Origin of the sequence: Paenibacillus sp. DCT19 (genome assembly GCF_003268635.1) — a bacterium.
GTDB lineage: Bacteria > Bacillota > Bacilli > Paenibacillales > Paenibacillaceae > Paenibacillus.
In genome coordinates this window covers 5,316,265-5,330,390 of record NZ_CP029639.1, presented here as the reverse complement: position 1 = coordinate 5,330,390, position 14,126 = coordinate 5,316,265, and the positions used below count along the sequence as shown (strand labels likewise).

At 46.0% G+C, this 14,126-nt stretch carries 14 protein-coding genes; 8 read left to right on the top strand and 6 right to left on the bottom strand.

What is annotated here, in order from left to right; all coding sequences use genetic code 11:
- Nucleotides 1-37 precede the first annotated feature (37 nt).
- Nucleotides 38-679, top strand: coding sequence for a GNAT family N-acetyltransferase (locus tag DMB88_RS24320; protein ID WP_128103411.1), 642 nt, complete (start codon nucleotides 38-40; stop codon nucleotides 677-679).
- 261 nt (nucleotides 680-940) lie between these two features.
- Here DMB88_RS24320 and DMB88_RS24315 read toward each other — a convergent pair whose 3' ends face one another.
- The 3 genes from DMB88_RS24315 to DMB88_RS24305 all read right to left on the bottom strand — a co-directional run bounded on the left by DMB88_RS24315 (nucleotide 941) and on the right by DMB88_RS24305 (nucleotide 3,321).
- Nucleotides 941-1,750 (bottom strand): histidinol-phosphatase, encoded by an 810-nt coding sequence (locus DMB88_RS24315; protein ID WP_128103410.1) that lies wholly within the window; start codon nucleotides 1,748-1,750, stop codon nucleotides 941-943.
- A gap of 31 nt (nucleotides 1,751-1,781) precedes the next feature.
- Complete coding sequence (locus DMB88_RS24310) at nucleotides 1,782-2,684, bottom strand: LysR family transcriptional regulator (RefSeq protein ID WP_056702477.1); 903 nt, start codon at nucleotides 2,682-2,684, stop codon at nucleotides 1,782-1,784.
- 256 nt (nucleotides 2,685-2,940) lie between these two features.
- Nucleotides 2,941-3,321 carry a VOC family protein gene (locus DMB88_RS24305; protein WP_128103409.1) on the bottom strand — a complete coding sequence of 127 codons (381 nt, stop codon included), beginning with the start codon at nucleotides 3,319-3,321 and terminating at the stop codon, nucleotides 2,941-2,943.
- Between the two features lie 425 nt (nucleotides 3,322-3,746).
- Between DMB88_RS24305 and DMB88_RS24300 the strand changes: the two genes are divergently transcribed.
- The 5 genes from DMB88_RS24300 to DMB88_RS24280 all read left to right on the top strand — a co-directional run bounded on the left by DMB88_RS24300 (nucleotide 3,747) and on the right by DMB88_RS24280 (nucleotide 8,653).
- The gene (locus DMB88_RS24300; protein ID WP_056702483.1) at nucleotides 3,747-4,205 is read left to right on the top strand and encodes a chemotaxis protein CheX; all 459 of its coding nucleotides are present in this window, start codon (nucleotides 3,747-3,749) and stop codon (nucleotides 4,203-4,205) included.
- 56 nt (nucleotides 4,206-4,261) lie between these two features.
- Nucleotides 4,262-5,035 (top strand): SDR family NAD(P)-dependent oxidoreductase, encoded by a 774-nt coding sequence (locus DMB88_RS24295; RefSeq protein ID WP_128103408.1) that lies wholly within the window; start codon nucleotides 4,262-4,264, stop codon nucleotides 5,033-5,035.
- A gap of 247 nt (nucleotides 5,036-5,282) precedes the next feature.
- The gene (locus tag DMB88_RS24290) at nucleotides 5,283-6,653 is read left to right on the top strand and encodes a DEAD/DEAH box helicase (RefSeq protein WP_128103407.1); all 1,371 of its coding nucleotides are present in this window, start codon (nucleotides 5,283-5,285) and stop codon (nucleotides 6,651-6,653) included.
- A 27-nt stretch (nucleotides 6,654-6,680) separates the two neighbouring features.
- On the top strand, nucleotides 6,681-7,433 hold the full coding sequence (locus DMB88_RS24285; RefSeq protein ID WP_056702492.1) for an ABC transporter ATP-binding protein: 753 nt from the start codon (nucleotides 6,681-6,683) through the stop codon (nucleotides 7,431-7,433).
- Nucleotides 7,434-7,435: 2 nt separating this feature from the next.
- Nucleotides 7,436-8,653, top strand: a complete 1,218-nt coding sequence (locus DMB88_RS24280) for an ABC transporter permease (RefSeq protein ID WP_128103406.1) — start codon at nucleotides 7,436-7,438, stop codon at nucleotides 8,651-8,653.
- A gap of 231 nt (nucleotides 8,654-8,884) precedes the next feature.
- Here DMB88_RS24280 and DMB88_RS30610 read toward each other — a convergent pair whose 3' ends face one another.
- The 3 genes from DMB88_RS30610 to DMB88_RS24270 form a co-directional block, all read right to left on the bottom strand.
- The gene (locus tag DMB88_RS30610) at nucleotides 8,885-9,007 is read right to left on the bottom strand and encodes a YjcZ family sporulation protein (protein ID WP_217363759.1); all 123 of its coding nucleotides are present in this window, start codon (nucleotides 9,005-9,007) and stop codon (nucleotides 8,885-8,887) included.
- A 333-nt stretch (nucleotides 9,008-9,340) separates the two neighbouring features.
- On the bottom strand, nucleotides 9,341-10,639 hold the full coding sequence (locus DMB88_RS24275; protein WP_128103405.1) for an aminotransferase class I/II-fold pyridoxal phosphate-dependent enzyme: 1,299 nt from the start codon (nucleotides 10,637-10,639) through the stop codon (nucleotides 9,341-9,343).
- Between the two features lie 133 nt (nucleotides 10,640-10,772).
- On the bottom strand, nucleotides 10,773-11,390 hold the full coding sequence (locus tag DMB88_RS24270) for a pyridoxamine 5'-phosphate oxidase family protein (protein WP_128103404.1): 618 nt from the start codon (nucleotides 11,388-11,390) through the stop codon (nucleotides 10,773-10,775).
- A gap of 141 nt (nucleotides 11,391-11,531) precedes the next feature.
- On the opposite strand from DMB88_RS24270, the gene DMB88_RS24265 reads away from it, so the two are divergent.
- Nucleotides 11,532-12,986 carry a MocR-like pyridoxine biosynthesis transcription factor PdxR gene (locus DMB88_RS24265; RefSeq protein ID WP_368028219.1) on the top strand — a complete coding sequence of 485 codons (1,455 nt, stop codon included), beginning with the start codon at nucleotides 11,532-11,534 and terminating at the stop codon, nucleotides 12,984-12,986.
- 199 nt (nucleotides 12,987-13,185) lie between these two features.
- Nucleotides 13,186-13,971, top strand: a complete 786-nt coding sequence (locus DMB88_RS24260) for a helix-turn-helix domain-containing protein (RefSeq protein ID WP_128103403.1) — start codon at nucleotides 13,186-13,188, stop codon at nucleotides 13,969-13,971.
- Nucleotides 13,972-14,126: the final 155 nt, after the last annotated feature.

Here is a 14,126-nt window from a genome sequence, read left to right as displayed (position 1 = left end):
CCGGACTCAAACCCGATAGGCAAAAGGAGCGATTGTCATGCTGACCCGAAAAATGCTAAGTCAGGGATTGCCTGTACTATGGACAGACCGCCTTGTGCTACGATCGTTACGTCAGAATGATTTTGGCACATTGTCGGAATTGTTTTCCGATCCACAGATCATCCGTTATGTGAACAGGGGGAACCAGCCAACACCGGTTCGTGCCCGGCGATTATTGAATCAGATTCGCAGTAGCAGTGCGAAGCTTGAATCGTTGCATTACGGGATATGTTGGAAAGGAAGAGAGCCACTCATTGGTATCATTTCGTTTCAACATTGGAATGAGCAGCAGGGTACAGCTCAGATTGGATACATCGTGAGCAGATCTTGTTGGGGCATAGGCATAGCTACGGAGGCGCTACGACGGATGATTGAATTCGGATTTACGGAGCTACACTTATCGAAAGTGGAAGCACGTTGTTACGAAGCTAACGTATCATCTGAGCGGGTGTTATACAAAAGCGGTATGTCTTACGAACGAACGCTGCCTTCTTTTGGTTCAGTGGAGCATGACGTCACCAGTGAAAGTGATACGTTGATGGACGTTAAAGTATACAGCATGTACCGGGATCAACAGGTTCAAGCCATCATGGAAAGTAACCTCCAGGCTATGGTCTTCGACAAGCCTCAGGTGACATAGAATAAGAGAGTTGAAACACGTATTTGAACTTCAATTTATTTGTTACACAAATGAAATATAGCTGCAATTGAACTCTAACAGACAGCGGGTAAACTTATCTCATGACCCCCTTTTTGATAAATATATTATGCTGTTGGAACCCGTGCGAACGGGTTCATTTTTTTTGTCCTCATATAAGCAGATCGCAACGAAAACACAGAACCCCACTACGGAATGAGCTTCCAAGTGGGATTCTTGACTTAATATAAGCGGACTGAGCCATTACAAAGGAACAATCTGCATCTGCTTTTGTTTGAAATATACCCATTCCGTAAACCCAATCTCCAGCAGTCGAGTACGCACTTCTTCCAGCTCGTCCCCTACACGCTGAGGTTTGTGAGCATCCGATCCAAACGTTACTTTCACACCGTAGTGCTGGGCACGTTCGAGAATGGCATCCGAAGGGTACCAGCCTCCGCTGAGCTTTGTTTTGCCTGAGGTATTAATTTCAATCGCTACGTTCGCATCGGCAATAACCTGTAACGTCTTATCAATCGCATCATCCGCGATAATTTCCGAGAAGGGCGGGTAGTTGCCTTTCATCGCATCGATGTGACCGAGAATCTGAAACATACCACTTCGAGCAGACTGAGCAATCAAAGAATAATAACTCTCTTTCACTTCAACTTTGCGTGCGTTGCTAAGTCCCTTCCATCGTGTCTTATTGAAAATGCTAACATCCTCGGTATGGTGGACAGATCCAATAATATAGTCAAAAGGGTACTGCCCAAGCGTGTCACGATACAGCTCCGCATGGATGGGGAAATAATCGGATTCAATGCCGAGTAATACGTCAATTTTGCCCGCATATTCTTGTTTCAATGACAAGACTTCTTCAACATAGTTACGTAATTCCGACTTGCCCATCGCAATTCGCGGAAACGCCTGCTCCTCTTCACTGCCAAAATAAGGCGTATGGTCGGAGATACCGATGGCTTGAAGTCCTGCCTCAATACCCGCATCAATATAATCACGAATATTACCGTCTGCATGACCGCAACGAAAATGATGTGTATGAAGATCAAATTTCATTAGAAATCCTTCCTTTCTCATAGCTCATTTGTCATTCAGAACTGATGAACTGTGTCTCAGGCATACCTTTGAGATCACTTAGAAATTGCTGCATGGCTGAGTTGAGATACCGGCTGGATTTGTAAATGACGCCGACGGGATGACTGACCTCAAGTTCACTTAGTGGGATCATCCGCAGCGTACCTTGCCGCAGCTCATGTGCGACGGATTGCTTGGATATGACAGCAGCTCCTAAGTTGATCTCAACCATACGTTTGACTTCTTCGCTACTCGACAACTCCATGACGATGTTGGGCTGAATATCATACTTTTTGAACACAGCTTCTGTAAAACGACGCCCCACAGTATCTGGGGACAATAGAATCAGGGGGGTGTTTCGCAATACGTCCACGGCAGCGTGCTTTTGCTTCGCCAGGGGATGGGCAGGAGAAACGACGAGTTCAAACGTATCGTAATACAACACGGCGGTATTCAGATTCGGATTACGTTCCGTAAGATAACCGATACCGATGTCGACCAAACCATTTTCGACCTGAGTATAAATCTGTGAGGATGGTAGGGACTGAATGCTTGTTTTAATTAGAGGGAACTGATCCTGAAAGTAAGACAATACCCTTGGTAAAATTTGAATGGCGATGGATGTTGTTGTAGCGAGTACAATCCTTCCCTGTGGTGTTTCATCCAGATCGGATAGCTTTTGTTTCAATTCATCCACAATATCCAGCATGCGCTCGGCATGTTCCAGAAATACTTGGCCACGGTCAGTGAGTGTGACGGGTTGATTACGATCTACAAGAACGGTGTTGAATTCATCCTCCAGACTTTTGATCTGGGCAGAGACGGCAGGCTGAGTGAGATTCAGTAATTCTCCAGCTTTGCGGAAACTCATCGTTTTGGATATCGTGATCAGCGTCTCCAGTTGGCTGATATTCATGTATTTCCTCCTAGCGGGCAAAGTATCGACTACATATCAAGCATGTGAGTGGAATCCGTAACGTTTCATTGTTCCGTTATCTTAAATTATAGGTGATTCAACGGGACAGGGCAATAAATCTAACATCACGAAGTTTGTAGAACATAGGAATACATAGGATGAGGCAGCTTTAATAAGAAAAAGCGACTGACTATGCGTCAGCCGCCCGAAGATTATAACGATATCTCGCTCATGATCTGTTGAGTGTAAACCTATTTTATTTGCGCTCCATAACGGCAAAGTAGTTGTCTTCATCATCGGAAAAGTTAAATATTCTGCCAAAAGGCAAATCTACCAGTTCGCCAACTGTAATCTCTTTATCCTTGAAATCCTGATAGAGCTTATCAATGTTCGGAGTGAAAAACATCAGGGAAGGTGTGCCTAGATTGACACCTGGCGACATTTTGGCAACGACCTGTTTGTCTTGAAGAACAAGGCTCGTTTCGGCATCCGGGTTTGCAGCAATCTCGTACCATTTCATTTCTGGGCTGATGTTTTCTTCTGCGATGAGATGGAAACCCGCTTTTTCTGTCCAAAATTGTAGAGCCTGTTCCTGGTTGTTGACGTACAGCATGATTTGACCGACTTGGTTAATCATTCAATGGTTCACTCCCTAGTTAGATGATGATATGTCTCCTATTCTTCTATACCATAGCGGGGGACAGAAGTCATGCTTTTTCATGATGAAAGGCAGCTTATCTGATTTTCACGAAAATAATGCTTAAGAACTTATTTTTAATTTTGCACATCTTATTTTCTAGTCTTTTCAATAAAACAGTAAAATAGTCCTAAACTCCTTTGCACAGGCTTATGGAGGAAAAAGTTACCTGAAAAATATCTGAAAAACCCTGTTATTTCGCCAAAATTAGCTATAAACATTTGCCGCACAGATGACGATAAATTATAGTACACATTCATTGATGAATTCATGATGTATTCTTGTACGTGATAAAGTATAATAAATTTATAGAATATGGGACTTTTGGTGTGTGACCAATAACCCAGTGCGAGGGGACATAAACAGTGAAAGCGGAAGTGATTAATCCTTTCCTGGAATCAGCACGTAACGTATTTGAACAGCTCATCCAGGTTTCGCCTTCCACCGGAAGTCTTGGCGTGAAAAATGTAGAGTACATTGCTGATCATGTCTGGATCGTGATTGGAATGACCGGACAAATGAGCGGAAATATTGTATTTGGCATTCAAGAGTCGGTTGCTTTGAAAATTGTTTCAGCCATGATGGGCGGTTTTGTGATCACCGAAATGGACGATATGAGTAAAAGTGCAATCTCCGAGCTTGGCAATATGATCAGCGGTAATGCAAGTACCATTCTTTCCAATCAAGGCGTTGTTGTGGATATTACACCTCCACAAGTCATGAAATCGGAGCATTTGACTGCATTTAGTGCAACGAAAGCATTGAGCATTCCATTATTGATGGATGGCATTGGTGAGATGGATATTCAGGTGATGATCTCGTAGAATAGTACCATAGGCCTCAAGAGGCAATATGTGTTCACTACGGGAGGACATCAGATATGCTGAAAGATCAGGTTGTTTTCATTACTGGCGCGTCGAGTGGGATTGGCGCACTCTGTGCTCAGATGCTGATAGAAGAAGGAGCCATTCCTATCTTGGCTGCTCGTTCGCGGGACAAGCTTGAAGAGATCGGTGCTTCGTTGAATGGGCAACATGAACTCCTTACGCTCGATGTCACCAATGATGAGCAGGTGCAGGCGGCAATAAGTAATATGTTAGAGAAGTACGGACGAATCGATATATTGCTGAATAATGCGGGATACGGAACGTTTGCTGCGATGACGGATATGACTGTGCAGGAATTCGATGAGATGATGGACGTGAATTACATGGGCATTGTTCGTTGCACGAAGGCTGTGTTGCCGCACATGCTGAAGCGTGGCACAGGACAGATTGTGAATGTAGCCTCCATGGCTGGCAAAATCGGAACGGCAAAGTCAGCTTCCTATACAGCAACCAAACACGCGGTACTCGGCTTCAGTAATGCGCTACGTCAGGAGTTACGCAAAACGGGAATAACGGTAACCACTATTAATCCTGGGCCGATCGATACACCGTTCTTCCATCGTGCAGATCCATCTGGCAATTATGTTAACAATGTACGCTGGATGATGTTGAAGCCAGAGGATGTTGCAGGACATATGGTTCAGGCGATGAAAAAGCGTAAAGAAGAAGTGAACCTACCTCGAATGGCATCTGTAGGGATATGGCTGTATCAGTTGTTCCCACGTCTTGCGGATCGCCTGTCTCATGGCTTCATGAATCAGAAATGAGCGACGGATATGAATCATCGTGTGACAGCGTGTTCAAGTTTCATATTGCAATGGACATCACGGTTGAATTACGGGAAGCTCCGCCGAGGAGCTTTTCTTTTTTTTGTCCAAGCATAACGTACAAGTGAGCCACCTCGTTAACAATAAGATTTGGTTCATGGCTGCTTTTCGCATATAATGAAAGTTAATGTGATGAGAGGCTTATCCCACGGAATAATAAAAGAATAAACTTAAAGGATGGACATACATGACGAATACATTTGCTTCAATTGGCGTAGCAGAGGATCTTGAGAAAGTACTTGCCGGACATGGCATTAATGAACCTTCTCCTGTGCAGGCGCAGACAATACCGGTGATTTTGGAAGGGCGAGATGTCGTAGCCAAATCCCAGACGGGAACAGGCAAAACGCTTGCTTATTTGTTGCCTCTTCTGCAAACGATCAAAAGTGATGTAAAAGGCACACAAAAGCTTATTATCGCCCCTACACAAGAACTGGCTATGCAGATTGTGCGTGAAGCACAGCGTTATGGAGAAGAGCGTAAAATTGGTGTTCTAGGCTTAATTGGAGGCGCAGCGGTGAAACGCCAGATTGAGAAATTACGCGAGCATCCAGCGCTTGTTGTGGGAACACCAGGACGGTTGAAGGAATTAATTACGCTCAAAAAATTGAAAATGCATAACGTCTCCACGATTGTCATCGATGAGGCAGACCAAGTATTCCAGCTTGGCGGTGTAAGTGACGTTGATTTCGTACTGCGCAGTGCACTCCGCGACCGTCAGCTGATTTTCTTATCGGCAACAATTGATGAACATACGGCTGGTCTTGCCAAACGGGAGATGAAGGAGCCTGTTCATATCGGAATTGAACCAGAGCGCGCAACGGCAGCAGGGCTTGAGCATTTTTATTTTGTCGAGGAAACACGTAACAAAATTGATATGCTGCGTCGTCTCGTAAGACAGTACAATCCGGATCGTGCCATTGTCTTCGTGAATGCTACGGAAGATATCGGTGAAGTTGAAGCCAAAATGAATCATTTGGGTCTATCCGCAGCCGCGTTATACGGTGATGCAGATAAGGTTACACGCAGCAATGTCCTGTCCGCTTTCCGTAACGGTAAAATCCAATTGTTGATTGCGAGTGAGGTTGCCGCGAGAGGATTGGATATCGAAGGATTGCCGATGGTTATCAACTATGATCCTGCGTTCGATTCAGAGCACTATGTCCACCGTGCAGGTCGTACTGGGCGTATGGGAAGAAGTGGCATTGTACTGTCTATTGTAGATGAAACACAGATTTTTATTATGCGTAAGTTTGCACGTGAGCTCGGAATTGAGCTGGCAGAACGTGTGTTGTTCGGTGGTAAAGTATTGGAAGCAGATCCCCGTCCTGACACAAGACCTGAAGGGCATTCTTTCAGTCGGAAGCCGGGCTCTTCGAAAGGGCGCAAACCCGGACAGGCAACACGTAATGGTGGTGCAAGAGCAGTGGTATCGAATCAACGTGATGCAAGTAGCAAACCAGCTGGTAATACAGGAAGAACGGATCGTAACCAGGATCGCAAGAACAAGGGAGCGCCAAAATGGAGCAAGGGGAACACACCGCGTTCCGAAGAATAAAACCTGACGAAAGAGGTGCAGGGATTCATGAGTAATGTTCAATCCCCCGTATTGGAAATCAGCGGGTTAAGCGGAGGATATAGTGCCAAGCGGCCTGTCCTCCACGGCATTGATCTGAAAGTTGGACGCGGAGAAATGGTCGGACTGATCGGATTAAATGGCGCTGGTAAAAGTACAACGATGAAACATATCTTAGGTTTGATGACGCCGCAACAGGGTGAAGTCCGCGTAATGGGCAAGACACGAGAAGAGGATGCTCAGATCTACCAATCCGCGATGGCTTTTGTTCCTGAGTCACCTGAATTGTATGACGAGATGACGGTTATGGAGCACTTGGAATTCACAGCGAGGGCATATGGCGTATCGGAGGCAGATTTCAAGCAGCGTACGGAGAAATTACTGGATTTATTCCGTATGCGGGAGAAAAGTACCAGCCTTTCCACCCACTTGTCCAAAGGAATGCGGCAGAAAGTTATGATTATGTGTGCATTTGTAGCAGGGCCACCACTCTATATCATTGATGAACCTTTCTTGGGTCTCGACCCACTTGGCATTCGTTCATTGCTTGATTTCATGCTGGAGATGAAAGCATCCGGGTCATCCATTCTGCTTAGCTCACACATTCTCTCTACTATTGAGAATTATTGTGATCGGTTCATTGTTCTGCACCGTGGACAGGTCATTGCACATGGCACGCTGGAGGAGCTGCGTTCTCAGTACGGAGAGTCGAATACTACGCTTGAGCATATGTTCTATTCCCTCGTACAAGGCAGGGATTGAGTATGGATCTGAAGCTGTTATGGAAGCAAAGACGCACGGGCTTTTGGAACACAATTCTGCCTTATCTGGGATATGTCATTCAAAGTGGGGTAGCGATGGTATTTCTATTTCTCATCATTGCTTTTTCCGCTTGGTACACCTCATTTGTACAGAACATACCTGCAGGCTTTCCGATTCGCTGGATCACATTGCTTCTGCTTACCCCTTTGGTGTTGTTCAGCGGATACCGTACATATCTTCATCCAGCGGATATCGTTTTTTTACGTCCACAGGAACATCGGATGCATGAATATTTGAAGAACAGCTTTGCCCGCGGGGTAATCTACAAAACATTAGGCATGCTGCTCATATTCTTTACGCTGTGGCCGCTCTATGTGAGGGCAGATCAGGATGCCAAACCGTTCACCTGGTTTCTCCTGCTCTTACTTGTGTGGAAGGGACTATCAAGCTACGGTGCATGGCAAGAGCTGCGTATGGTTCAGGTTGGTGCATCCAGGGCATTTCGTTTGCTACGCTGGGCAATCGCCATTCTTGCTGTGGCCGCTTGGGTATGGCAGCCACCAGCGCGTAGTATTTGGTTTTTGCTATTGCTGGCCGCGGTCTATTTAGTAGCACTACGTTTACCTGTGAAACACCGGGTGGCATGGGAACGTCTAATTCAGGTTGAGCAAAGCCAAGCAGGTCGTGTAATGCGGACGTTGGGGTGGTTCGTAGACGTACCTTCCTCAGGTCAAAAGGTTAGCTCACGGCGCTGGCTCAGCAAATGGGGAAGTGGGCTTGCATGGAATGCAGGCAAAGCTTACCGCTACCTTATTACGAAGACATTCATTCGGACAGAAGTATTCTCCATTGTTCTACGTTTAGTGGTGCTCGGTATGCTGTTGTCTTGGTGGACGGCAGGTACTTATTTTGGTATCGGCGCATACCTGTTGTTCCTGTTGCTGGTTGGCGTGCAGATCGGTGCACTTCGCCGCAGTCACGCGGAATCATTCTGGATTATGATCTACCCGATCTCCGGGGAGAGCCGCCGTTCACAGGTGCTGGGCTTCATTTCGAATCTGCATGCTGTGTCTGCTCTGCTGATGTGGTTGCCGATGCTGTCGAGTGGAATCGGTGGAATCACGATAGCGGGAGTAGGGTTGATTTTGGGCGTGCTGGTTATTATGTTGATGCGACGTTCTCAAAGTAAGAAGTGGCTGAAGGAAGAAGAAGAGGAGTAGATTTCTCTTATGTAATCCCGATATGCTCACAAGCAACAGTAATGGTGTTCAAGGCTCGATGTCCAGTAGAATGCCGTTGTGGTAATGCCAACGATATTCACTATGTGATTCACTGAATCTTTTCGTCTGTATGAAAGTAAACCTCTTACGGTGATTGCCGTAAGAGGTTTTTTTAAATGTTACGATGCCTATTATGGATAGATACCTACGAACAAGTGCACCGGATCAGGACTAGTAGAGGAACGACTTTGTGATGATTACAAGCAGGATGAACAATACAAGAATGGCACCTGTGTTTGTAAATCCTCCGAATCCGTATCCATAACCGCCTCTTGTTTCTTCAACTCCAGACATGGTCATTCCCCTTTCAACTTGTTGTTGTTACGCCCTTGCGTACACCGTATCTTATGTGCCATGGGTGTTGGCTGATTGGGTCTTTGCCCCGTATTCATGGAGAAATAACCATTTTGGGCGGTGTACGCTAAGACGACCATGAGGATATCGAGCAAAAGCAGATAGGGAAGATGGTCGATCTAATGGTTCGACCTGCTATCAACCTTGTTATATGGATAACATGACAAACGCCCCTCTAAACGATGAGTAACTCACCGAGAGGGGCGTCTTGTATGGAAGGATAGGTTCGTAATGAACCTATCCTATTTATGTTAATCCAATGACAATGATATACTAAGTGGTCTGTAATTCCTGAACTCCACGGTAGATGGTATCGAAGAGATCTTCCAAGTTGGATTCTTCAATGCAGGAGAACGCAATTCGCAGATCAGTCTCACCCAGCGCAATTGTTCCGACGCCGTATTGTTGTAACAAATGGGTACGGAGTGCCTCAGCGCTGACTTCTTTCAGCTTCAGACACATGAAGTAACCGGAGTTGAACGGATAATACTCCCATACATCTCCATACTTGCCGCTATCGAGAAGAGCCTTCACCTTGTTGGCACGGCCTTTCATAATTTCAAACTTCTCCTGCTTCTGAGCTTCAAACTCTGGCGCTTTCAGTGCATCCAGTACAAATGTCTGAGAAGGGTGTGGCCCGCTGGAAATGGTCGCCCGGATAATACCAAGGGTCTTCTGTTCCAGTGCATGCAGCACAGCAGCATCTTCATGGGCATACGTGATGAAACCTACACGGAAGCCCCATACGAATTCCTCTTTCGTTGCACCATCAATTTTGACGGTCAGCACACGTGGGTGGATGCTTGCCAGTTTGCCAAACAAGGACTCGTGAATCGAATTTTCAAAGAAAAGTCCGAAATAAGCGTCGTCCGTTACAACAACTACATTTACGCCCGCTTCAGCTGCTTGATGAATTGTATTCACAATAGCGTCTGCTTCCTCAGGGCCTGGTGTATAGCCTGTTGGATTGTTCGGGAAGTTAAGTAACACAATCGCTTTGCCCTTGTCTTTCTGAGCAAGCAGCGCATCAAGCAATCCCTCACTGTTGAAGTTTAATTGATCATCAAACAGAGGATAATGAACCAACTGAGCATGACGGCGAATTCCGAAAGTCAGCTCATAATTTTCCCAGTTTTTATCTGGATATATAACAGCGTCGCCTTCATCTGCGAACAAATCGGCTACAATACTGAGTCCATGAGTTAATGCATTCGTTACAATTGGGTTGCCAAAAGACTTACCTGCCAATGAAGGGGTCTCTTTCAACATCTTATCTTTCCAAACACTCCGCAATTCAGGCTTGCCTGCAGGAGGAGCATATGGGTATAGATCCTTGGGTTGGAATGCGGACAGCTTCTCCTGAATAACAGGTAGATGCATAGGCACTCCGCCTTCTAGGGCGATACCAATCGTGGCATTATAGGTCTTGGCCAGACTTGCTGCTTCTGCAGACTGACTCAAGATACCTTCTTTCGGGAAGTAAATTTCTTTGCCGAGCTGCGACAGCATCGAGTAGACGTGATTGCTGCCTGCCTGAATGCTTTCGTTCAACTGTTCAGCCAGTGGATTCATTCTTTTCATCCTTCCAAGTCTTTGAGATTCAACTGCCTAACATTATAACACCTTGACATCCCCCCGTCACGGAAATTACGCATAATGACAGTTATATCACTTCACCGCGTTGTTGTGGATTGAAAATGCAGGTTTATTGCTGGTGAAAAGGGCAGTATTTTCGCATCATTTCAGCGGTCTCTGTATCCCTTCCTTCATTTCGGGCTTCCAGCTTATTGCTGAGATTCTCGAACTCTTCAGACGAGAGATTTTGCCCAAATTTAAACTTGGCGGTTAGTCGCTCAGGCGTAATTTGCACAACGGCTACAGCTTTAAGTTGTCCAGTGTAACGTGGGTCGGTTGCATCGATAGGGACATAGCCACCTTGTGGCTGAAGTTTCTCCATAAATCGTTGTAGAACCCACCCTTTTACCTCTAGGTCTTTTACCGGCTCTGCATGACCAAATGCCATGACACTTTTGAAAAAGGAGGTTGCCGGACAAGCTAGCTCTGGGTCAGTAAAATAGGATGGAATCAGCGAAAACTCTTCGGCAACTGTGAAACTAACCGAAGTATTCTGCTTGATCTGTTTCATTTTCTCTCCAGCGATACTGCCGTGAAAATAAAAACAGCCATCCATATATACAAAATTCAGTGGCGTGACCCGAGGCTGTCCATCCGGGCTAATCGTTCCTAGAAAACCAAAGGAGCATTGGTCTAGAAAGGTAATGATCTCTTGTTCTTCTTCTACTGTAAATTCTTTTCGTCTCATCGTTGTTCCCCCTGAATTGGTTTTTAATCGAAAATGTTGCTTTATCCTAACAATAGAGCGTACATTGACATATAAATAGATCCAATTTACATTCAATTTTATAGTCCAATTTAGAAAAGCTGATAGAAACAAAGGAGACGTATGATGGAACTATGGCTACCGATGGATACATATGAGCAGCAGCACCGATACAAATATGTTGCACTATACCATGCGTTGCGTGATGCGATACATGTAGGCACGTTGACCGGAGGAACAAGACTTCCCTCCACACGTGAACTCGCGGTTCAGTACAGTATGTCACGCGGCTCTGTAGCACAGGTGTATGATATGTTGCTTGCAGATGGTTACGTTGAGGCTTATCGGGGGAAAGGTACATTTGTAACAGAGACGTTAACAACATCGACTCAGAAGAACACAGAAGCCCAAATTGTCTTGTCTGCATGGGGAAAGCGAGTAGCAGCGTTGGATACGCAAAAGGGAGATACGCCTGCGCTGGCGCAAGGAAAATCCACCATTAACTTTCAGGTGCAGCGCATGCTGGCAGAGCATTTCCCAGAGGCAGAGTGGAAGAGTGCACTGGCCGCTGTTCACCGCAGCGATTGGCGTGAACATAGCAGTGCCGCAGGAGATCTAGAGCTACGAGAAGCGATTGCCTCGCATCTTAGATGGACACGGGGAATTGATGCGGATGCCTCACAGATTGTACTATTCAGTGGTTCCATGCAGGGGATTGTGCTGTTAGCGCAGTTGCTGATCTCGGAAGGAGACGCAGCCGTATTAGAAAACCCAGGATATCAAGGCATAGCTCACGCTGTGAAATCATGCGGTGGCGTGATTATTCCAGCGGACATTGATGCTCAAGGTATTATTCCTCAGGACTGGCGAGCACAGGTGTTATTCGTGACACCTACAAGACAATTTCCAACAGGCGCTGTTCTTGGTCTGGAACGGCGAAAGGCATTACTGAATTGGGCAAGTGAACGAAATGCCGTCATTATTGAGGATGATTATGACAGTGAGTTTCGATGGGGTGGAAGGCCGATCGAACCACTCAAAGTGCTTGATCGGGAACAACGTGTGATCTACGTAGGCTCCTTCTCACAAACGATGGTGGCTTCGTTCCGGCTTGGTTATGCAGTGCTGCCTCCGGCGCTCGTAGATACCCTTCTTGCGGCTAAAGCGTTGTATGAGCCTGTGTCACCTGCACTGCTCGAACAGCGTGCACTCGCGAAGTTGATGATGCGAGGAGGATATCTGCGCCATTTACGACGCTTAACCCGGTTGTATGGGGAGCGACATGCCTTTTTTGTTCGTGAGATGCAGCGGCAATTGCCTCAAGCATTTACCATGCAGCCAGGGGATGCAGGGCTGCATATCTATGCGTCGTGGAATGATGATCGAGAGCGTTATATTCGATTCAAAACGTTAGCTCAGGAAGATGGTGTAATATTCCGTGATGCGGCCCGCTATCAGCTTACGCCAGGTCATCCTGCAGTCTGTTTTGGCTTTGCACATTTGGAGAAAGATGAGATTGCGGAGGGCATTAACCGAATGCGGATCGCTTGGGAGAAGAGTACATTTTCGTTTCGATGAATTCCGCTGTATAATAGAATAAGACATTCTGCTCCCATGGGAGCAGAGAACATATATGAGCTTGTTGCATCATTTCAACAAGGATTTGCGTACATGTCTTAAGCAACCTGAGATGAACAATTCGTAAACCTAAGCCCCAATCGATAAGAATGGGTATGATGCAATAGCTAGAGATTAACATTCAAGGGGGAGTGGCGACATGCTGCAGGCATCGCCGTCATCATTTGTTATTTTGCCCGCTGTCGCCAAAATAGTCTGCGAACCGGGATGGAAGTGGCAGAAGCGGGAAAAACCGATGCAGAATTATGATTTATTTTATGTGTGGAGTGGTGAGGGAACTGTTGTGCTGAATGACCAGCCTTACGAGGTGGGTAAGGGCAGTTGTTTCCTATTCAGACCAGGAGATCATACAAGTGCAACACATAATAGACAGAAACCGCTTGTACTAACGTATATCCATTTTGATGTGGATGTGGATGTTACGGATGTGCCTCAGTCCTATCGTGAAGTACAGGAGACGGTGGAGTTTGAACATTTGTTGGCACGGTATGTAAGGCTGTTCCTGTCTGACGTATACGGTCGCACGGAAGAAAGCCGGTTGATTCTGAAGCAGTTGATGATTCATCTATTGCGTGCGGATACGGAAGCACCTGTTGAGAAAAAGGTGAGTAACCAGCTATCAGATGTCATTCAGGAAGTGGCGAATTATGTTCGTCAGCATCCAGGGATCACGCATCGTGTGGAGGATCTGGCTGCACGTGCGGGGCTGTCTCCGCGATACTTCTCTATTAAGTTTAAAGAGTTAATTGGCTCTTCTGTACAATCGTATATCATTCGTATGCGTATTGAACGTGCTGAGCATCTGCTTGTGCATACCGGTATGAATGTCACCGAAGTGGCGGATGCTTTAGGTTACCGGGATATCTTCTTTTTCAGTCGTCAGTTCAAGCAGTATACAGGCAAAAGTCCTTCCGAGATTCGTTAGGTCGTTAGGTCTTCATGCCAAGATACAGCATAACGTTTCAAATCTGGGAGTCAGGGGTAAGTAAAAAGCATTCCAGATGAACAAACGAAGGGGGACTTGGGATGAACGGAAAACGGCGGATCCGCAACCGGGGATGCTCTACAAAAGGATGCCTT

Bases quoted from the DNA above. Each gene is read 5' to 3' on its own strand.
- DMB88_RS24320 (WP_128103411.1), top strand. From the start codon at position 38: ATGCTGACCCGAAAAATGCTAAGTCAGGGATTGCCTGTACTATGGACA.
- DMB88_RS24315 (WP_128103410.1), bottom strand. From the start codon at position 1,750: ATGAAATTTGATCTTCATACACATCATTTTCGTTGCGGTCATGCAGAC.
- DMB88_RS24310 (WP_056702477.1), bottom strand. From the start codon at position 2,684: ATGAATATCAGCCAACTGGAGACGCTGATCACGATATCCAAAACGATG.
- DMB88_RS24305 (WP_128103409.1), bottom strand. From the start codon at position 3,321: ATGATTAACCAAGTCGGTCAAATCATGCTGTACGTCAACAACCAGGAA.
- DMB88_RS24295 (WP_128103408.1), top strand. From the start codon at position 4,262: ATGCTGAAAGATCAGGTTGTTTTCATTACTGGCGCGTCGAGTGGGATT.
- DMB88_RS24290 (WP_128103407.1), top strand. From the start codon at position 5,283: ATGACGAATACATTTGCTTCAATTGGCGTAGCAGAGGATCTTGAGAAA.
- DMB88_RS24285 (WP_056702492.1), top strand. From the start codon at position 6,681: ATGAGTAATGTTCAATCCCCCGTATTGGAAATCAGCGGGTTAAGCGGA.
- DMB88_RS24280 (WP_128103406.1), top strand. From the start codon at position 7,436: ATGGATCTGAAGCTGTTATGGAAGCAAAGACGCACGGGCTTTTGGAAC.
- DMB88_RS30610 (WP_217363759.1), bottom strand. From the start codon at position 9,007: ATGTCTGGAGTTGAAGAAACAAGAGGCGGTTATGGATACGGATTCGGA.
- DMB88_RS24275 (WP_128103405.1), bottom strand. From the start codon at position 10,639: ATGAATCCACTGGCTGAACAGTTGAACGAAAGCATTCAGGCAGGCAGC.
- DMB88_RS24270 (WP_128103404.1), bottom strand. From the start codon at position 11,390: ATGAGACGAAAAGAATTTACAGTAGAAGAAGAACAAGAGATCATTACC.
- DMB88_RS24265 (WP_368028219.1), top strand. From the start codon at position 11,532: ATGATGGAACTATGGCTACCGATGGATACATATGAGCAGCAGCACCGA.
- DMB88_RS24260 (WP_128103403.1), top strand. From the start codon at position 13,186: ATGCTGCAGGCATCGCCGTCATCATTTGTTATTTTGCCCGCTGTCGCC.